The organism is Streptomyces sp. NPDC058653 (assembly GCF_042716895.1).
In the GTDB taxonomy this organism is placed as follows: domain Bacteria; phylum Actinomycetota; class Actinomycetes; order Streptomycetales; family Streptomycetaceae; genus Streptomyces.
Genome location: NZ_JBHXRM010000041.1, coordinates 35087 through 55228 on the forward strand (window position 1 = coordinate 35087; position 20142 = coordinate 55228).

Below are 20142 nucleotides of genomic sequence, written 5' to 3' on the forward strand. Positions count from 1 at the left end.
GACAGATCTGCATGGCCACAGAAGCCGGCACCGGACCCGCGACACCCGAATCGACATCGAACCCCGTCCCACCGGCTCAGAAACCGGCGTCGGCACCGCCTCCGCACTCCGGACTCCTGCTCGGAGTCCTGTCCCTGGCCGCCTTCATGGCCGGCCTCGATCTCTTCATCGTCAACGTCGGATTCGACGCCATCGGACGTGAGTTCGACGGAGCCTCACTCGGTGACCTCTCATGGGTCCTCAACGCGTACGCCATCGTCTTCGCCGCACTCCTGGTGCCACTGGGGCGGCTCTCCGACCGCTACGGCCGCAAGGCCGGATTCCTGCTGGGCGTCGCCCTGTTCACCGCGGCGTCCGCGGCCTGCGCCGTATCGACCTCGCTGTGGCAGCTGGTCCTCTTCCGGGTGCTCCAGGCGGTCGGCGCCGCGGCGCTGACGCCCGCCAGTCTCGGTCTGCTGCTCTCGTCGTTCCCGCCGGACCGCCGGGCCGGCGCCGTACGGATCTGGTCGGCGAGCGCCGCGCTGGCGGCGGCGGCCGGGCCGGTCTTCGGCGGGCTGCTCGTCAGCGCGTCGTGGCGGTGGATCTTCCTGGTGAACATCCCCATCGGCGTCCTCGCGCTGGTCGTGGCCGTACGCATCGTCCCCGACTCCAAGGAGGCGGCGATGACCCGGCTGCCCGATCTGCCGGGGGCCGCTCTGCTGACGGGTTCGATCGGGCTGCTGGCACTCGGCCTGGTGAAGCTCAACGACTGGTCCGCGGTACGGACGTCCGCCGTGCTGGCCGGTGCGGTCCTCGGGATCGCGGTGTTCTGGTTCCGGTCGCGGCGCCATGCCTCCCCGGTGATCGAACCGGCGCTGCTGCGGGTGCGGGCCTTCGTCTGGTCGAACGTGACGGCGATCGCCTTCAGCGCGGCCTTCGCCGCCAACCTGCTCACCGCGATCCTGTGGATGCAGCAGGTCTGGCACTACTCCGCGCTGCGTACGGGACTCGGGATCGCCCCGGGCCCGCTGATGGTCCCGCTGGCCGCGCTCGTGGCCGCGAAGCTGGCGACGCGCGTACCGGCAGGCCGGATGGTCGCCGCCGGCTGTCTGCTGTGCACCGCCGGTGTGCTGCTGATGGCCGCGAGCATCGGGCAGGACCCGCACTACGCCGACGAGTTGCTGCCCGGCTGGCTGGTGGGCGGCGTCGGGGTGGGCCTCGCGCTCCCCACGATCCTCGCCACCGCCACGACCGACCTGCCGGCCGCCCGGTTCTCCACGGGCAGCGCGGTGGTCAACATGAGCCGGCAGATCGGCAGCGTGCTGGGGATCAGCCTGCTGGTCGCGATCCTCGGCACCCCGCTCACCTACGACGCGACCCACGAGGCGTTCGTCGACGCCTGGATCGCGATCGGGATCTTCATGATGCTCGGCGCCGCGACCGCGTTCGGTATGACCTCGCGTCCTGCCGCCCGTGGATCCCGGGCGCCGGCGAGCACGTAACCATCTCCTTCGAGAGGAAACGTCATGAACACAGGCATCAACCTGGGCAACGGCACCAACCTCGCCACCGGCACCGACGGTACGAGCACGAGCAAGACGCGCGTCGTCTTCGTCGACTGTCTGCCCGCGCTCACCCTCGGCCCGCAGCTCTCGCTGGCTCGCTTCGGTGAGATCGGTCTCGACCGGTCCACCCCCGACACCTTCGAGCGCTACCTGCACGACCTCGAACCGGGCACCGAACTCGCCGTCGCCTTCATCGGCGGCAGCGGCTCCTCCGCCCCGGCGGCGGTCCGGGCCCTGCGCGGCATGCGCGGCTTCGCCAAGACCCGGGTGTACGTCGTCGGCGACGGCGCCGGCGGCCAGGTACCCGGCTGGGCCGAGGTGCACGACGTCGAAGACATCATCGCCCCCGCCGCCTTCGACGGGTTCGGCTTCGCCGACACCGTCGAGATAGGCATGCGGGCCCACGGCTCGCTGATCCTCGACCCGCTGTACACGGACTTCTACCTCGACATGACGTGGAACAAGATCTTCGACTGGTTCGAGACGACCCGCTGGGACTGGCGTGAGCTGGACCTCGACAAGCTCAAGCCCGAGCTGATGAGCGCCGAGGAGATCGACTTCCTCACCGAGGCGGCGATCATCGAGTTCGGCACCCTGCCCGGCGCGCACAACTTCCTGCGCGAGTGGGAGGGCGAGACCAGCTTCTCGTCCTGGGCGCTGAGCTGGGGCGCCGAGGAGGCGCGGCACTCGCTCGTACAGGCCCGCTGCCTCGACAAGCTGGGCGTCAAGGTCCGTTCCAAGCACGCGCTGTACAAGCGCGAGCCGTACCCGATCGGCGACACCCGCGTCGGCACCCTGATGATGAACATCATCTCCGAGGCCCGCGCCGCCGAGCTCTACCGCGCGCTCGCCGCCGAGACCAAGGAGCCCGTCGTCAGGGGCATCTGGAAGCTCCTCGGCCGCGACGAGTCCCGGCACGCCCGCGCCTTCTACGTCTTCACGCAGGAGCTGTGCGACGGCAACCGGGAGAGCCAGATCGCCGCGCTCAAGATGGCGTACGTCTGGCTGGCCGACCGCAGCGACGGGCTCAAGCACCCCGCCGGGCACTTCTACCCGCACTCGACCTCGGCGAAGGGCGTGCGGCGCATCGAGACGATCCAGGACGGCGCCACCGACGCGGCCGACGGCAAGGTCCTCTCCATGGTCCGGCGGCTGGTCGAGGACGACTCGATCGAGTCGTCGAAGGACCTCAAGCGCAAGCTCCGCTCGCTCATCTGAACCGGTGTCGGCCCCGGCGCGAGCCGGCGGCCGACGACCGGACAGCGGCCGACGACCGACGACTGAGGAGCGAAGTCTTGCCCGAGTCAGCGTTCAACGACAGCGCGAGCGGAGCGGCGGCCGACACGGCCAACTGCTTCGGCTGCGCTCCGCACAATCCCATCGGGCTGCGGCTGGTCTTCGAGGAGGAAGGCAACGGATTCGGCACCCGGATCAAGCTCGGCGCCGACTACGAGTCGTTCCCGGGCGTCATCCACGGCGGCATCGTCGCCGCGATCCTGGACGAGACGCTGGCCCAGGCCGTGTACCGGTCGGACCGGATCTCCGCCTTCACCACCGGCCTGCGCATCCGTTACGGCAGGCCCATGGAGACCGGCGCCGAGTACACGGCCCACGCCGAGATCACCAAGCGCGACGCCCTCTCGGTACGGGCCTCCGGCGAGATCAGGCTGCCGGGCGGCGATCTCGTGGCCGCGGCCGACGGCACGTTCCATCTGCTCACGGACGAGGTCCTCGGCACGTACGGCACCCGCCTGCCGACCGAACTCGTCGACGCGCTCCGCGCCTCCAACAGAACCGTCACCCAGGGGGATTGATCACATGGACACCACCGAGACCACCGACACCACGGCCGCGGCCGGCACCACGGACCTCACCACCGAGGCCATCCACGAGAAGATCCGCCAGATCATCGGCGCCGAACTCGACACCCCGGCCGAGGGCCTGACACCCGACCAGCACTTCCGGTCCCTGCCCAACGTCGACTCCATGCGGGTCCTGCAGATCGTCCTCAACACCGAGAAGGCCTTCGACATCGAGATAGAGGACGAGGTCACCTTCCGGGTCCAGACGGTCGGGGAGTTCCAGGGCGTGGTGGTGGAGCTGTGCGGGCAGAAGAGCTCGGCGTGATCACCGGCGAGGGCGGCGGGAGCCTGGTCGACGCGCTCGCCGCCGTCGCCGCCCGGGGATCGGGCCACGGTATGCGCCTGTTCCGCGGGGACGAGGAGGCCGAGCGCGTCACGTTCGGCCGGCTCTACACCGAGGCCGGCGAGGTCGCCTGCGGGCTGCTCGAACGCGGGGTCGTACGGGGGGAGCGGGTCGCGATCGCGCTGCCCACCTCGATCGACTTCGCCAGGGCGTTCTTCGGCGTGCTCGCCGCCGGCGCGGTGCCGGTGCCGGTACCGCCGCCGGTGCGCTTCGCCTCGCTCGACATCCATCTGAGGCGGATCGCCCTGGTGATGCGCCAGTCCAAGGTGCGGGTCGTGCTCTCGGACAAGATGCTGGGCGGGCTGCTGGAGCCGACGCTCGGCGGCGCCGACGGCGAGTTCAAGATCCTCGACGTCGCCCTGACGCGTGCGCCGTCTCCGGTGTACGTGGACGTGGCGGCGGACGATCCGGCGCTGGTGCAGTACACCTCCGGGACCAGCGCGTCGCCGAAGGGCGTCGTCCTGACCCATGCCAACCTCCTCGCGAACGTCGATGCGATTGCCGGGGGGCTCGGCATCGACGACAGCGATGTGAGCTGCAACTGGCTGCCGCTCTTCCACGACATGGGGCTGATCGGCGCCTTCCTCTCGCCGGCGCTGAACGACGCCGAGACATATCTGCTGCCGCCCGAGGACTTCCTCCGGGACCCGGGGCGGTGGCTGCGGATCATCAGCCGGTACGGGGTGACCGCGACGACCGCGCCCAACTCCGGCTATTTGTACGCCCTGCGGCGTACCCCGGCCGCGCGTGTGCCCGAACTCGACCTGTCGCGCTGGCGCTCCGCGCTCAATGGCGCGGAGCTGATCGATCCGGACACGCTGCGCCGGTTCTCGGCGCACTTCGCCCCCGCCGGGTTCCGCCCCGACGCCTTCCTGCCGGTGTACGGCCTGGCGGAGGGCAGCCTCGCGGTGACGTTCGCGCCGACGGGCAGGGCGGTGCGTACGACATGGGTGCGGCGCGAGCCGCTCTCCCGGGGCGTGGTGGTCCCCGCCCCGGCCGGTGGCGAGGGCGCCGACGCGGGACGGGAGATCGTCTCGGTCGGCTTCCCGGTGGCGAACACCGAGGTCAGGCTTGTCGGCGAGGACGGTACGGAGGTGACCGACCCCTCACTGGTCGGCGAGATCCAGATCCGGGGCGCCTCGGTGATGCGCGGTTACGAGGACAACGAGCCGGCGACCCGGGCCACCGTCCTTCCCGGCGGCTGGGTCTCCACCGGCGATCTGGGCTTCCGTCAGGACGGCGAACTCTTCATCGCGGGACGGAGGAAGGAGGTGATCATCGTCTTCGGCCAGAACTACTACGCGAGCGACATCGAGTCCGTCGCGGGCCGGGTCGACGGGGTCACGAACGAGGCCGTCCTCGCAGCGGCGGTGACGTTCCCCGACGGCGAGGGGCTGGTGCTCGTCGCCGAGACGAAGGAGTCCGAGGCCGGGGCCCGCGAGGAGCTGATCGCCCGGCTGCGGTTCGCCGTGTCCGACTCTCTGGGCCTCACGCCGCGGGACATCGTTCTCGTACGCAGGGGGCGACTCCCGCGCACCTCCAGCGGGAAGCTTCAACGGCACGGGGTGGAAGAGGTGCTGGCAGCGGCCGGCGCCGACCCCGTATGACGGACCGACGAAGAGAAGGTGACTGACCTCATGAGCGCGGACCCCACTCCGGCGACCGGCACCACGCCCCCGGCGGACCCCACTCCCGAACTCACCGCGACGCAGCGCGAGGAACTGCTGCGCCGCTCGTGGATGGCGACCGACGGCCTCTGGTACTACCAGACCGCGATGTCGGGCGGCATCGACGGCGCCAACGAGGCGAACATCGCCGTCGTACGCGAGTTCGGGCGCCAGGAGATGGTCCGGCTGATGCGCGGTCTCGGCATCGAGAAGGTCGAGACCGTCGAGCAGTACCGCCGGCTGTTCCGGGCGGCCGTGGATCTCTATCTCGGCTCGCTGTTCGAGGCCGAGGAGTCCTTCGACGGCGGCACGCACGACCTCAAGGTCATCACGTGCTTCGCCTACAAGGGCGTCAAGAAGGCGGGAATCGACAAGGTCTACCACTGCGGTCCGGGCGAGCGGCTGACCGGCTGGCTCAAGGCGATGGATCTGCCCGACGACATCGATCCGGACGTCGGGCTCTGCCAGATGGCCCACACCGGCTCCTGCGGTTACCGGCTCCAGGTGGGGCTGCCGCACGAATCCTGAGCTCACGCAGGCTTGACCGAACTCATAGCAGAGTTTTACTACGGAATGTAGGTGTTTGGCAGAATTGTGGTGAATATTGTTTCTTGAAAGCCCCGCTTGGCCACGTATACTCCCTAAATATCACGTGGGAGGCTGCGGGATACAGGCGGGGGGCTGCCGTGGCGATCGATCCGAAAGGGCATGCCGGAAATTCCGGGCTGCCGAACGAAGTTCGCGCGAAGATTGTTGACCCATTCTTTCAGCAATTGCGGGCGATGGACAGCCCGTTGCTCGAAGAGCCTCAGATAAGCGCGTTACTCGTCAATCAGGTCCATTTACTGCTGGACGACATAGCGCGAGGCGCGCGGACCGGTTTCGGCAGCAGGACCGCGCCGAGCCAGGAATCCCTCACGGCCGCCGCCGAATTCAGCAGGACCAGGGCGTCGCGCGGTATCCATCCGACCGAGACGGTCCGGGCCGCCGAGCTGTTCTTCGAGATGGCGCTTCCCGTCGTCGTACACGAGTATCTGCCCGCCACACCCTCGGCGGACGAGTTCCTGGACACCGCGCTGACACTGAACGACGCGGTGATGACACAGATCGCGCTCGGCTGTGTCGGCTACATTAAATTCCTGCGCGAGAAACTGCACAGTTCCCATATCGACGAGCGCCGCAGGCTCGCCCGGGATCTGCACGACCGGGTCGCGCACGAAGTCCTGGTGGCCATGCTGGAACTGGAGCTGTGCGAACCGCTGATCCAGAGCGAGAGCGCCGTCGTACGGTCGAAGCTGAAATCGGCCGAGGAGGCGCTCAAGGTGGCGCTGCGGGAAATCGGTGATCTCTCGGGTGAGTTGCGGGAATCGGTCTCCGACACCAATCTTGAGCAGGCCCTCACCAAATTCCTCGAATTCACCGTGCCGGACCGTGTCCGGGCCGAGCTGACCGTCACGGGAAATGTCGACGACATACCGGCGGCAGCGGCGGAGGAGCTCTACTTCATCATTCGCGAGGCGGCCAGGAACGCGCTGCGCCACTCCGGCCCCGACGAACTGTGGATCTCCCTCAGGATCACGGAGACGCTGGTCCAGGCCTCCGTCATCGACGACGGCGCGGGCTTCGAGGTGGCCTCGCTCGCCGCCAAGACCCGGCGGGGCGGTCTGATCTCGATCCGCGAGCGGGCCGAACTGCTCGGCGGGAACGCCGGCATCCACAGTTCGGTCGGCGGCGGGACGACGGTCAACGTCTCGATTCCGCTGGTCAACTGGCGTCGGCATGACTGACGCCCAGAGCCCTCCGAGGACCGATGTCACCAGCGTCGTCGTGGCGGACGACCACACCCTCTTCCGGGAGCTGCTGGCTGATCTGCTCTCCCTTGAGGACTGGCTGGAAGTCGTCGCCCAGGGTGCGAGCGGCACCGAAGCCGTCAAGCTGGTGCGCAGCCACCGGCCGGGTATCGCCGTGCTCGACGTACAGATGCCGGGACCGGGCATCCGCGCGACCGTACGCGAGATCGTCAGGCACTGCCCCGAGACCCGCTGCATCGTGCTGACCATGCACGACGACCCTGTCCTGCTCAGGGACGTCCTGGACGACGGCGCCACCGCCTATCTGCTGAAGTCGGTCTCCAGCCGCGAGCTGGTCACCTCGATCCACTCCGTGATCCGTGAGCCGGAGAGGATCCACTTCTCGGTCTCCCGGAACATGATCAAGGAGTTCGGCGGGCCGGCCGGGGACCGGCTCCTGTCCGCGCGCGAGGTCGAGGTGCTCAGTTACGTCGCCCAGGCGCGCAGCAACGCGGAGATCGCGGCGGCGCTCTTCCTGGCCGAGACCACCGTCAAGCGGCATCTGACGAACGCCTACCGGAAGCTCGGCGCGGTGTCGCGCGTGGACGCGATCCGCCGGGCGATGGACGCCGGGATCATCGCGCCGTACCCGCAGCCGTGACTCGTTCCGGACTCGCTCCGGGCCTGTTCCGTGCTCGCTCCGTGCTCGCTCCGTGCTCGTTTCACGCGTGGATCGCTCCGCGCCCGACTCACTCCGGCCGGTGCTCGGGCCCGCCGAAGTCGGGGCTGGAGAAGTCCGGGCTGGAGTAGGTCGGGCGCTGGCCGGTCGTCGCGCCGTCGTCCGGGCTGGAGAAGTCCGGGCGGCTGTAGCCCATCTTCGGCAGATGCCGCGCCGGGCGTACCTTCGGCGCCGGCTCCACGCCGGGCGCGGCCAGGGCTTCCCGCAGGAACGGCAGAATGCCTCGTTCCAGTACGGCCGTGCGCCATGCCTCACGGGCCTCCGACACCTCGTCGGGCCACGCGCCCTCCGCCTGGCCGGCCGAGACCTGGGTCGCGCCGTTGCGCAGGGCGGTGATCAGCAGCCCGGCCGCGGCGACGGCCAGACCGACGGCCGTGACGGCGCCGAAGAACCAGCCGACGGTCAGCAGCGTGTCGGAGAAGGCGGGGACCGGGCTGAGCATGCGCAGGATGTACCCCACGAGCAGGAAGACCACGGCCGCGGCGCCCGCGAGGACCGGGACCAGGACGGCGACGACGGCGGCGAGGCCGGCGCCGGTCTCGGCGGTCCCCTGCACGGCCGGGCTCAGTACGGAGCTGCCCACCGGAGCGGCGGCCGTGGTGCGGAATTCCTCCCGGACCTTCGCGTAGTGCTCGTACTCGACCGCCGCCGCGTCGGTTATCAGAGACGTCGCGTTGAGGGCCAACGTGCGCAGTTGTTCGGCGTTGAGGCGCTGCCCGACATCGGCCAGATCAGGACGGTCGTGCGCGTGGCGCAGCGTCTCGTCGAGAATCCGCTCGAAATCGGCGCGATCCTCGTTCAGCAGATGCGGAGCGCTGTTCATGTGCATCCCCCGATGCTCCGTAGGGCCGGATTGTCCGTACAGAACGGACGATTGGCGAAAACGGAGGAGAGCCTGCTACGGATGAGCCGATGGTAGAGCGATTAAGGCACGGGGTGACAGGGGGTTCACCGAAAACACCTGCCCCCACTCTGTTCAGTTATGCAACGGGAGCTGTACGACCAGAAGCTTTCCGGCCATGGTCACTCCGCCGTCCATGGCGATGGCGAGCCCGTCCGCGTACACATGCGGTCCGTCGACGACGGGTCCCGCGTTCTCCTCGCCGTCCGAGGCGTCCTCGGTGCCGACTTCGCCCAGCAGATAGGGAATCGGGCTGTGGCCGTGGACGATACGCCGCCCGCCGTACGCGGCCATCAGTTCCCTGGCGGCGTCCGAGCCGCCGTTGTCGCGGAACGCGAAGCGCTTGGTGAGTTTGCGGAAGATGTCCCAGCACTCGTCCGCGTCGTTGCGCGTGAGGATGGCGCGGACGTTGTCGTTGACGTCCTCGATGGTCGCGCCGTAGTCGAGATACGCGGTCGTGTCGGAGTGCATCAGCAGATGCCCGTCCTCCTCGACGAGGGCGTCGAGCCGGGACATCCACTGGAGATGGACGTCCTGGAGGCGCTCCATGTCCGTCTTCTGGCCGCCGTTCAGCAGCCAGGCGGCCTGGAAGGTGGCGGTGCCGGCCCCGGAGTTGACGGGGGTGTCGCCGAAGCGGCGGGCGCCGAGAAGGAGCAGTTCGTGATTGCCCATCAGGGCCTTGCAGTAGCCGCCGGCGGCGGCGGCCTCGGCGGAGAGCCGCATGACGAGGTCGATGACGCCGACACCGTCGGGGCCCCGGTCGGTGAAGTCGCCGAGGAACCAGAGACGGGTGTTGCCCGCGGCCCAGCCGCCGTCGCCGTCGATGAGGCCCTGTCCGGCGAGGGCGGCGACGAGCTCGTCGAGATAGCCGTGGACGTCGCCGACGACGAAGAGCGGGCCGAGGCCGTCCGCCGTGCCGGGGCTCTCGACCGGCTCGACGGTCACCCGCACGGTGTCACCGCGGTTGATCACCGGCAGGTCGCGCTCGGTGGGGGTGTAGCCCTCGGGCATCTCGTCGAGGGGAATGGCGTTGCCGGGGTGGCCGGTGGGGGTGGCGTCGGCGACCGGCACGGCCGGTGTGGCGGCCGTCAGGGGCGCTCCGGGGACGGCGGGAGGCGCGCCCACGAGGCTGCGTGGATCGGGAGCTGACGGGGCGTCAGGGACGCTCGTGGCCACCGGCGTCGGCGTCGCCCCGGAGACGGCCTCCGCCTCCTCGGGCGTCGGGAAGGGGACGCCCCGGGGATCCGTACGCGGTGCGATGCCGATTCCCGTCGGAACGCCGGCCCGCGTGGCGGCGGGCCGGTCGTCGGACGTCTCGGACGGTGCGGGCTCGAAGGCCCCCGACGAGGGGGTCACCGCGGGCGCGGCGACCGGGGCCGGCGTGGACGCGGGCGCGGGGGCCACGGCCACCGGCGCGTCGGCCGGCGCGGAAGCGACCGCCGCCACCTGGGGCGCGGTCTCGTCGGAGGGACCGGACTCCCCGGTCGGCGCCGTCTCTTCGGGCGGCGCGGGCTGCCCCGGCTGCACGGGAACCTGCGTGTACGGCGGCACCCGGAAATCGCGCAGCGTCGCCGTGCGCACCACGGGTCCCTGACCGGTCCCGGCCCCCTGAGTCATCGACCCCTCCACCACCGTCGCGCCGCCGTACACCTCTCGGGTCCGCCTGTTCGGGCGGGACATCCCCACCGGAGGTAGGGGAAGGTCCGCGGTGTCGTGCGCCCATCATAGGAATGGAGCCACCCCTGTGTGACGCACCAGGGGTGGTCAATCCGATTCCACCCACGTTTCGTCGTCTGTTTTACGCGGATCGCCCGAATTGTGTGACGCGGAGTGTCCCCGTCCGCCTCAGTCTCTGGCCGGAGACCTCGGAGCGCTGACCGTGGTACGGGGCGGGCGCCGCTGGGAGGAGGTCCGGACGATCAGCTCCGTGGGTATCACCTGCTCCACGGGACGCCCGGTGTCGATCCCCTCGATGGCGTCGATGAGGAGCTGTACGACGGCGGTGCCGATACGGCGCGGTTTGAGCGAGAGCGTCGTGATGGGCGGTTCGGTGGTCGCGTACACGGTGGACTCGCTGCAGCAGACCAGCAGCAGATCCTCGGGCACCCGCAGGCCGTACCGCCGCGCGGCGGCCAGCAGATCGGTGCCGTTGGGATCGAAGAGCCCGTAGACCGCGTCGGGCCGGTCGGGTCTGGCGAGCAGCCGGTCGGCGGCGACCGCCCCGGCGCAGGGGTCGTGCGCGGGGTAGGACTCGTAGACGGGGTCCTGTCCGACACGCTCGCACCAGCGCAGATACGCGGTGGTGGAGAGCCGGGTGTAGGTGTCGGTGGTGGTCCCGGTGAGGAGCCCGATCCGGCGGGCGCCGGCCGCGGCGAGATGGTCGAGGAGATCGAGGACGGCGGCCTCGTGGTCGTTGTCGACCCAGGCGGTGACGGGGAGGGTGCCGGCCGGGCGGCCGTCGGAGACGACGGGCAGGCCCTGGCGGACGAGCTCGGTGACGACCGGGTCGTGGTCGGAGGGGTCGATGACGACGGTGCCGTCGAGTGCGACGTTCGACCAGACGTCGTGCCGGGAGGTGGCGGGGAGGATGACGAGGGCGTAGCCCCGGGCGAGCGCCGCGGAGGTCGCGGCCCGTGCCATCTCGGCGAAGTAGGCGAATTCGGTGAAGGTGAAAGGTTCATCCCCGTACGTGGTGACGGTCAGGCCGATCAGCCCTGACTTGCCGGTACGGAGGGTTCGGGCCGCTGCGGACGGGCGGTAGCCCAGCCGCTCGGCGACTTCTCGGACATGTCGGCGTGTGGCGTCGGGTAACCGCCCCTTGCCGTTGAGCGCGTCGGAGACGGTCGTGATGGAGACACCGGCTGCGGCGGCCACGTCCCGGATGCCCGCCCGACCTTGCCGGCTGCCCCGGCGGGATGTGTCCGTCCGGCTCACCTGGTGTTTCCCTGCTGGTGTCATGGCGAGCCGATAGTAGGGCTCATCAAGGTGGTGAGGCCGGTCGCATATTCACCTCCCAAGAGTCACGTTTCTGCATGATCAACAACGCTCAAGGGACATGGAAATCAAGGTCGTTGAGCGATTCGGTACTGGTCTGTCAAGTGTGGAGCTGGATGGGCCTGGCGACTGTCCGATGTTTCGAAGAGGTCTCAACTCACCCCCACGGGGGACGCGCGCCACGGAGTGAGCCACCGGCGCGCGCCAGGTCCGGGAGCGCTCCCCCTGTCGGGGCCCGGTCTCCGGGGCCCCGGCGGGCCCTTCGGACCCGTGCCGTTCCGGCCCGGGGCCCGGTTCCGGGACGGGTATTCGCGGGACCCGCCAATCCTCTTAAGGTGAGCAGTATTGGTACATCCGCATGAGGTGGCCGATCATGTGTACGGACCCCCGCATGTGACCCCCGCATGTGTACCGACCCCCAGAGCGCCCGAGGAGGATCCGCGGTGAGCGACACGAGCCCGAAGCTGCGCGCCGAGCTGGACGGCATTCCGATGTACAAGCCGGGCAGGCCGGCGGCGGTGGGCGAGCCCGTCTCGTACAAACTGTCGTCGAACGAGAACCCCTACCCGCCGCTGCCGGGCGTGATGGAGTCCGTGCTGGCCTCGGCCGGCGCGTTCAACCGCTACCCCGACATGGCGTGCACCGGGCTGATCGGCGAGCTGGCCGACCGCTTCGACGTGCCGGCCTCGCACGTGGCGACGGGCACCGGCTCCGTCGGGGTCGCCCAGCAGCTGCTCCAGGCGACCTCGGGCCCCGGCGACGAGGTGATCTACGCCTGGCGTTCCTTCGAGGCGTATCCGATCATCACGCAGATCTCGGGCGCGGCGTCGGTGAGGGTGCCCCTGGACGCGGACCAGGTGCACGACCTGGACGCGATGGCGGACGCGATCACCGACCGGACCCGGATGATCTTCGTCTGCAACCCCAACAACCCCACCGGCACCGTTGTCCGCCGGGCCGAGCTGGAGCGGTTCCTCGACCGGGTGCCGACCGACATCCTGGTGGTGCTGGACGAGGCGTACCGCGAGTTCATCCGCGACACGGACGTCCCCGACGGCGTCGAGATCTACCGTGAGCGGCCCAACGTGGCGGTGCTGCGGACCTTCTCCAAGGCGTACGGCCTGGCGGGGCTGCGGGTCGGTTTCGCCATCGCCCACGAACGGGTGGCCGCCGCCCTGCGCAAGACGGCGGTGCCCTTCGGTGTGAGCCAGATCGCACAGGACGCGGCGGTCGCCTCGCTGCGCGCCGAGGACGAGCTGCTGGAGCGGGTGGCGGAGCTGGTCCTGGAGCGGGCCCGGGTGTACGAGGCGCTGCGCGGCCAGGGCTGGACGGTGCCCGAGACGCACGCCAACTTCGTCTGGCTGGGGCTGGGGGACCGTACGACCGACTTCGCGGCCGAGTGCGAGCGCGCGGGTGTGACGATCCGGCCGTTCGCGGGCGAGGGCGTACGGGTCACGATCGGCGAGTACAAGGCGAACGATCTCTTCCTGCGGACGGCGGAGTCGTTCCGCGGCGAGTCCTCGGCCGGCTGAGCGGGGCCGGCCGCAGGGCCGACCGAGCGGGGCCGAGCGGGGCCGCGCGGGGCGCCACGGCGCACGGTCACGGCGGGATGTTCGAAGGGGGACCCCCCCCTTGAAGATCCGGTCGGGCCGTGCGCCATACTTTTGCTTGTGAATGTGAACGCGTTCACAAGCACGCTCGAAGCTTCCTGGTTCGTCCGGTTCCTACCGGGACCTTCAGGACAAGCTGCCGCCCCGCCAAGGGGCCTGTAAGGAGAAGGAGAGAGACGACGTGGACATCGCACTGGCCCCCGAGACTCTCGCGCGATGGCAGTTCGGCATCACCACCGTCTACCACTTCCTCTTCGTCCCGCTCACGATCTCGCTCGCCGCGCTGACCGCCGGTCTGGAGACCGCGTGGGTGCGGACGTCGAACCCGAAGTACCTCAGGGCGACGAAGTTCTGGGGCAAGCTCTTCCTGATCAACATAGCCATGGGCGTCGTCACCGGCATCGTGCAGGAGTTCCAGTTCGGTATGAACTGGTCGGACTACTCCCGCTTCGTCGGCGACGTCTTCGGCGCCCCCCTCGCCTTCGAGGCGCTGATCGCCTTCTTCTTCGAGTCCACCTTCATCGGCCTGTGGATCTTCGGCTGGGACAAGCTGCCCAAGAAGATCCATCTCGCCTGCATGTGGATGGTCTCGATCGGCACGATCCTCTCCGCCTACTTCATCCTGGCCGCCAACTCCTGGATGCAGCACCCGGTCGGCTACCGCGTGAACGAGGAGCGCGGCCGGGCCGAGCTCACCGACTTCTGGGCCGTACTGACGCAGAACACCGCGCTCGCCCAGTTCGCCCACACCATGACCGCGGCCTTCATGGTCGGCGGCGCCTTCATGGTCGGTATCTCCGCCTTCCACCTCGCGCGCCGGGGACGCGAGGGGCACCGGGAGCACATCCCCGTGATGCGGACCTCGCTCCGGCTCGGACTGGTCACCCTGGTCACGGCGGGCCTGCTCACCGCCGTCAGCGGCGACACGCTCGGCAAGATCATGTACGAGCAGCAGCCCATGAAGATGGCCGCGGCCGAGGCCCTCTGGGACGGCGAGGCGCCCGCGCCGTTCTCGCTCTTCGCCTACGGGGACGTGGACAAGGGCCACAACAAGGTCGCCGTCGAGGTCCCCGGCGTGCTGTCCTTCCTGGCCCACAGCGACTTCGAGTCCTTCGTCCCCGGCATCAACGACGTACAGAAGGCCGAGCAGGAGAAGTTCGGGCCCGGCGACTACCGGCCCAACATCCCCGTCGCGTACTGGGGCTTCCGCTGGATGATCGGCTTCGGCATGGCGTCGCTGGGCATCGGCCTCCTGGGGCTCTGGCTGACCCGGCGGAGGTTCCTGCTGCCGGAGGCGCTGCGGACGGCCGAGGACGAGGTGCCGCGTCTGGTGCTCTTCCGCGCCAAGGCGCTGAGCCCACGGTTCGCCCATATGTACTGGCTGGTCGCCCTGTGGACGATGCTCTTCCCGCTGATCGCCAACTCCTGGGGCTGGATCTTCACCGAGACCGGCCGGCAGCCCTGGGTGGTCTACGGCGTGCTGCGCACCGCCGACGCCGTCTCCCCCGGCACCTCGCAGGCCGAGGTCCTCACCTCGATGATCGTCTTCACCCTCCTCTACGCGGTGCTCGCCGTGATCGAGGTCAGGCTGCTCGTGAAGTACGTCAAGGCGGGACCGCCGGAGCTCACGGACGACGACCTCAACCCACCCACGAAGATCGGCGGCCACGACTCGAAGGACGCCGACCGCCCGATGGCCTTCTCGTACTGAGGAGTTGAACCGAATCATGGAACTCCACGACGTCTGGTTCGTAACGATCGCCGTCCTGTGGACCGGCTACTTCTTCCTCGAGGGCTTCGACTTCGGGATCGGCGTCCTGACGAAGCTGCTCGCGCGGGACCGCAAGGAACGCAGGGTGCTCATCAACACCATCGGGCCCGTCTGGGACGGCAACGAGGTGTGGCTGCTGTCGGCGGGCGGCGCGACCTTCGCGGCGTTCCCCGAGTGGTACGCCACCCTCTTCTCCGGCTTCTATCTGCCGCTGCTGGTCATCCTGGTCTGTCTCATCGTGCGCGGTGTCGCCTTCGAGTACCGCGCCAAACGGCCCGAGGAGCGCTGGCAGCGCAACTGGGAGCACGCGATCTTCTGGACCTCGCTGCTGCCCGCGGTGCTCTGGGGCGTGGCCTTCGGGAACATCGTGCGCGGCGTGAAGATCGACGCGGACATGGAGTACGTGGGCACCCTGGCCGATCTCCTCAATCCGTACGCGCTCCTCGGCGGGCTCGTGACGCTGACCCTCTTCACCTTCCACGGCGCGGTGTTCGCGGCGCTCAAGACGGTGGGGGACATCCGGGTGCGGGCGCGGAAGCTCGCGTTCACGCTGGGGCTGCTCACCGCCGCGCTGGCGCTGGCGTTCCTGGGCCGGACCCAGCTCGACAGCGGTGACGGCGGGAGCCTGGCCGCGATGGTCGTGGCCGTGGTGGCGCTGGCCGGCGCCGTGGTGGCGATCAGGGCGGGGCGTGAGGGGTGGTCGTTCGCGCTCTCGGGTCTGACGATCGTGGCCACCGTCGCGATGCTCTTCCTGACGCTCTTCCCGAACGTCATGCCGTCCTCGCTCGACGCGGAGTGGAGTCTGACGGTGACGAACGCGTCGTCGACGCCGTACACGCTGAGGATCATGACCTGGTGCGCGGGCATCGCGACGCCGTTGGTGCTGCTCTACCAGGGCTGGACGTACTGGGTCTTCCGCAAGCGCATCGGTACACAGCACATAGCGGACGCGCACTAGGGGCTCCGATGGCTCTCGAACTGGTGGGTGGGTGTTTCACGTGAAACCAATCGATCCGCGTCTGCTGCGGTACGCGCGGGCCACCCGGCGCTTCCTGGTGGCGGTGGTGGTCCTGGGACTGGCCGGTGCGGGGCTGGTCGTGGCCCAGGCGATGGTCATCGCCGAGGTGGTGGTGGGGGCGTTCGAGGACGGCCTCGATGTCTCCGGGCTGCGTACACCGCTTCTTCTGCTCGGCGCGATCGCCGTCGGACGCGGGCTGGTCGCCTGGCTCACGGAACTCGCCGCCCACCGGGCGAGCGCGGCGGTCAAGTCCGAGCTGCGGGGGCGGCTGCTGGAGAGAGCCGCCGAGCTGGGGCCCGGCTGGCTGAGCGGTCAGCGCACCGGCTCGCTCGTCGCGCTGGCGACCCGTGGCGTGGACGCGCTCGACGACTACTTCGCGCGCTATCTGCCGCAGCTCGGGCTCGCGGTGGTGGTGCCGGTGGCCGTACTGGCGCGGATCGTCACCGACGACTGGGTGTCGGCGGGCGTCATCGTGCTGACGCTGCCGCTGATTCCGCTCTTCATGGTGCTCATCGGCTGGGCCACGCGGTCCCGGATGGACCGGCAGTGGCAGTTGCTGTCGCGGCTGTCGGGCCACTTCCTGGACGTGGTCGCCGGGCTGCCGACGCTGAAGGTCTTCGGGCGGGCGAAGGCCCAGGCGGAGTCGGTGCGGGAGATCACCTCCGAGTACCGGCGCGCCACCCTTCGTACGCTGCGCATCGCCTTCCTGTCGTCCTTCGCGCTGGAGCTGCTGTCGACCCTGTCAGTGGCGCTGGTGGCGGTGGGCATCGGAATGCGGCTGGTCCACGGGGATCTGGATCTCTACACGGGCCTGGTGGTGCTGATCCTGGCGCCGGAGGCGTATCTGCCGCTGCGGCAGGTGGGCGCGCAGTACCACGCGGCGGCCGAGGGGCTGGCAGCGGCGGAGGAGATCTTCGCGGTGCTGGAGACGGCGCCTCCGGGTCCGGGCGGCGGCGCGGACGTGCCGGATGGTGGCGCGGTTGTGCCGGGCGGTGGACTGGACGTGCCGGGTGGCGGCACGGTTGTGCCGGGGTCGCTCCGGCTGGAGCTGGAGGGGGTGACCGTGCGCCACGAGGGCCGTACGGCGCCCTCGTTGGACGCCGCCACGCTGGTGGTCGAACCGGGGGAGACGGTCGCGCTGGTCGGCCCGAGCGGGGCGGGCAAGACGACGCTGCTCAACGTGCTGCTCGGTTTCACCGCGCCGACGGAGGGCCGGGTACGGGTGGGCGGGCGTGATCTGTCGTCCCTCGATCCCGACCGCTGGCGCGAGCGGATCGCCTGGGTGCCGCAGCACCCGTACCTCTTCGCGGGGACGATCGCCGAGAACGTACGCCTGGCCCGCCCGGACGCCGACGAGGCCGCCGTACGGAACGCGCTGCGGGACGCGGGGGCGTACGACTTCGTGGCCGCGCTCCCCCAGGGTGTGGACACCCCTCTGGGTGAGGGCGGCACGGGTCTGTCGGCCGGGCAGCGCCAGCGGCTCGCCCTGGCCCGCGCCTTCCTCGCCGACCGGCCGCTGCTCCTGCTCGACGAGCCGACGGCGGCGCTGGACGGGGAGACGGAGGCGGGCATCGTGGACGCCGTCCGCCGGCTGGCGGTGGGCCGCACGGTGGTGCTGGTGATCCACCGCCCCGCGCTGCTTCCGCTGGCGGACCGGGTGATCGAGCTGGGAGGAGGGCGCGGGGCACCGGGCGGATCTCGCGTGGCGCCCGACGGGCGGCTCGGTGCGGCGACCGTCGGCACTCGGCCGCCCGGTGCGGGCCCGGTGGGGGTGGCGGCAGCCGTGGGTCCCGACGGGGTGCTGAGCGAGCCGCTCGGTACGGGCGGATCCGCGGCGGTGGCGGGTGCGCCCGGTACCGGGCCCGGGAGGGGGATCGGCGCGGGGTTCGGCACGGCGGACGGTGACTCGGCGGGGGATGCCGTGGGGGCTGATGCCCCCACCCGGCCGCCGGGTCGGGGAGCCGGCCGCGGCGGGGGCGCCGGGGCCCGCCCCCTCGCCCGTACGCGCGCCGCCGTCGGTGCCCTGCGCGGGCGCTTCGTCCTGGCCCTGGTGCTGGGGAGCCTGGCGCTCGGGTCCGCCGTCGGGCTGATGGCCGTGTCCGGGTGGCTCATCTCGCGCGCGTCCGAGCAGCCGCCCGTTCTCCATCTGATGGTCGCCGTGACCGCCACCCGCGCCTTCGGGATCGGGCGGGCCGTCTTCCGCTACGCCGAGCGGCTCGTGTCGCACGACGCCGTACTGCGGATGCTCGCCGACCTCCGGGTCTCCGTCTACCGCCGGCTCGAACGGCTCGCCCCCGCGGGCCTGCGCGAGACCCGGCGCGGCGATCTGCTCTCCCGGCTCGTCGCCGACGTCGACGCGCTCCAGGACTACTGGCTCCGCTGGCTGCTGCCGGTCGGCTCCGCCCTGCTCGTCGGCGCGGGCGCCGTCGGATTCACCGGCTGGCTGCTGCCCGAGGCGGGCGCGGTGCTGGCCGTCGGACTGCTCGCCGCCGGCGTCGGCGTGCCGCTGCTGAGCGGCGCCCGCGCGCGCGGCGCCGAGCGGCGGCTCGCCCCCGCGCGCGGCCTGCTGGCGGCGCGCGTCGCCGAACTCCTCGACGGCTGCGCCGAACTGACCGTCGCCGGCGCCCTCCGGAGCCGTATCGCCGCCGCCCGCGACGCCGACGCCACACTCACGGCCATCGCCTCGCGCGGTGCGACCGCCACCGCGCTCGGCGGCGGTCTGTCCGCGCTGATCTGCGGGCTGACCGTGACGGCCGCCGCGTACGCCGGTGTGGGCGCCGTGCACGACGGGCGGCTCCAGGGTGTGGCGCTGGCCGTTGTCGTACTGACCCCGCTCGCCGCGTTCGAGGCGGTCGCCGGACTGCCGCTCGCGGTCCAGTACCGGCAGCGGGCCGCGCGCGGCGCCGAGCGGGTGCACGAGGTGCTGGACGCGCCCGTCCCCGTACGCGAGCCCGAGCACCCGGCCGCCGCGCCCGCGACGCCGTTCCCGCTGGAGGTACGGGGGCTGTCCGCCCGGTACGCGGGACAGGAGCGGTCCGCGCTGAGCGGCGTCGATCTGACGCTGACCGCCGGGAAACGGGTCGCGGTCGTGGGGCCGTCCGGGTCCGGCAAGACGACTCTCGCCCAGGTCCTGCTGCGCTTCCTGGACCCGCACGAGGGCGGCGTACGGCTGGGCGGGACGGACACGGCGGCGCTGGACGGGGACACGGTGCGGCGTTTCGTGGGGCTGTGCGCGCAGGACGCGCACCTCTTCGACAGTTCCGTACGCGAGAACCTCGCCCTCGCCCGCAAGGACGCGACCGAGGACGACCTCCGCGACGCCCTGCGCCGCGCCCGTCTGCTGGAGTGGGTCGACGGGCTGCCCGCCGGGCTGGACACCCATGTCGGTGAGCACGGCGCCCGGCTCTCCGGGGGCCAGCGCCAACGCCTGGCACTGGCCCGCGCGCTCCTGGCCGACTTCCCCGTCCTCGTACTGGACGAGCCCGCCGAACACCTCGACCTGCCCACGGCCGACGCGCTGACCGCGGACCTGCTGGCGGTGACCGAAGGGCGTACGACGCTGCTCATCACCCATCGCCTGGAGGGGCTCGACGCGGTCGACGAGGTGATCGTGCTCGACGAGGGGCGGGTGGTGCAGCGGGGGCCGTACGCCGAGCTGGTCGCGGTGGAGGGACCGCTGCGGGCGATGCGGGAGCGTGAGCGGGGGCAGGTGGGGCTGGTCGGCTCTGTTTCCCGACTTTCCCCTACGAAAGGGGCTCACTAGTGTCAAGGGTGTGAAGGCGCCCGAACCCGAACCTCGGGATTCCCCCCAGGATTCCTCCCAGGACTTCCCTCCGGACTCCTCCGAGGGCTCTCCTCAGGGCTCCCCAGAGGGTTCTCCACAGGACGGTCCCGACGACGGGA

The 20142-nt window shown here is 70.6% G+C and carries 15 protein-coding genes; 12 read left to right on the top strand and 3 right to left on the bottom strand.

Going from position 1 to position 20142, the window contains the following annotated elements; genetic code table 11:
* Positions 1 to 11: 11 nt before the first annotated feature.
* The 8 genes from ACFWU9_RS28440 to ACFWU9_RS28475 all read left to right on the top strand — a co-directional run bounded on the left by ACFWU9_RS28440 (position 12) and on the right by ACFWU9_RS28475 (position 7867).
* On the top strand, positions 12 to 1481 hold the full coding sequence (locus tag ACFWU9_RS28440) for an MFS transporter (RefSeq protein ID WP_384323364.1): 1470 nt from the start codon (positions 12 to 14) through the stop codon (positions 1479 to 1481).
* Between the two features lie 24 nt (positions 1482 to 1505).
* Positions 1506 to 2762, top strand: coding sequence for a ferritin-like domain-containing protein (locus ACFWU9_RS28445; RefSeq protein ID WP_384323367.1), 1257 nt, complete (start codon positions 1506 to 1508; stop codon positions 2760 to 2762).
* A 77-nt stretch (positions 2763 to 2839) separates the two neighbouring features.
* The gene (locus ACFWU9_RS28450) at positions 2840 to 3358 is read left to right on the top strand and encodes a PaaI family thioesterase (protein WP_384323369.1); all 519 of its coding nucleotides are present in this window, start codon (positions 2840 to 2842) and stop codon (positions 3356 to 3358) included.
* 4 nt (positions 3359 to 3362) lie between these two features.
* A complete protein-coding gene (locus ACFWU9_RS28455) occupies positions 3363 to 3671 on the top strand; it encodes an acyl carrier protein (protein ID WP_384323371.1) in 309 nt (102 codons plus the stop codon).
* Complete coding sequence (locus tag ACFWU9_RS28460; protein ID WP_384323373.1) at positions 3647 to 5356, top strand: fatty acyl-AMP ligase; 1710 nt, start codon at positions 3647 to 3649, stop codon at positions 5354 to 5356. Before ACFWU9_RS28455 ends, ACFWU9_RS28460 begins: the two co-directional genes overlap by 25 nt.
* 30 nt (positions 5357 to 5386) lie before the next feature.
* Complete coding sequence (locus tag ACFWU9_RS28465) at positions 5387 to 5944, top strand: hypothetical protein (RefSeq protein WP_384323375.1); 558 nt, start codon at positions 5387 to 5389, stop codon at positions 5942 to 5944.
* Positions 5945 to 6198: 254 nt separating this feature from the next.
* On the top strand, positions 6199 to 7203 hold the full coding sequence (locus ACFWU9_RS28470; RefSeq protein WP_384323376.1) for a sensor histidine kinase: 1005 nt from the start codon (positions 6199 to 6201) through the stop codon (positions 7201 to 7203).
* A complete protein-coding gene (locus ACFWU9_RS28475; RefSeq protein ID WP_384323378.1) occupies positions 7196 to 7867 on the top strand; it encodes a response regulator in 672 nt (223 codons plus the stop codon). The genes ACFWU9_RS28470 and ACFWU9_RS28475 overlap by 8 nt, the downstream gene beginning before the upstream one ends.
* Before the next feature lie 88 nt (positions 7868 to 7955).
* Here the strand turns inward: ACFWU9_RS28475 and ACFWU9_RS28480 are convergent, their stop codons facing one another.
* From ACFWU9_RS28480 to ACFWU9_RS28490, 3 genes are all read right to left on the bottom strand, one after another.
* A complete protein-coding gene (locus tag ACFWU9_RS28480) occupies positions 7956 to 8774 on the bottom strand; it encodes a hypothetical protein (RefSeq protein ID WP_384323380.1) in 819 nt (272 codons plus the stop codon).
* Positions 8775 to 8921: 147 nt separating this feature from the next.
* Complete coding sequence (locus tag ACFWU9_RS28485) at positions 8922 to 10022, bottom strand: metallophosphoesterase (protein ID WP_384323435.1); 1101 nt, start codon at positions 10020 to 10022, stop codon at positions 8922 to 8924.
* A 669-nt stretch (positions 10023 to 10691) separates the two neighbouring features.
* A complete protein-coding gene (locus tag ACFWU9_RS28490; protein ID WP_164251772.1) occupies positions 10692 to 11804 on the bottom strand; it encodes a LacI family DNA-binding transcriptional regulator in 1113 nt (370 codons plus the stop codon).
* Positions 11805 to 12283: 479 nt separating this feature from the next.
* Here ACFWU9_RS28490 and hisC point away from each other — a divergent pair, with 479 nt between their 5' ends.
* From hisC to cydD, 4 genes are all read left to right on the top strand, one after another.
* A complete protein-coding gene (gene hisC / locus ACFWU9_RS28495) occupies positions 12284 to 13372 on the top strand; it encodes a histidinol-phosphate transaminase (RefSeq protein WP_384323382.1) in 1089 nt (362 codons plus the stop codon).
* 259 nt (positions 13373 to 13631) lie between these two features.
* Positions 13632 to 15161, top strand: coding sequence for a cytochrome ubiquinol oxidase subunit I (locus ACFWU9_RS28500; protein WP_384323384.1), 1530 nt, complete (start codon positions 13632 to 13634; stop codon positions 15159 to 15161).
* Positions 15162 to 15177: 16 nt separating this feature from the next.
* Positions 15178 to 16179 (top strand): cytochrome d ubiquinol oxidase subunit II, encoded by a 1002-nt coding sequence (gene cydB, locus ACFWU9_RS28505; RefSeq protein WP_384323386.1) that lies wholly within the window; start codon positions 15178 to 15180, stop codon positions 16177 to 16179.
* A gap of 40 nt (positions 16180 to 16219) precedes the next feature.
* Positions 16220 to 20002 (top strand): thiol reductant ABC exporter subunit CydD, encoded by a 3783-nt coding sequence (cydD, locus tag ACFWU9_RS28510; protein ID WP_384323388.1) that lies wholly within the window; start codon positions 16220 to 16222, stop codon positions 20000 to 20002.
* Positions 20003 to 20142 lie beyond the last annotated feature (140 nt).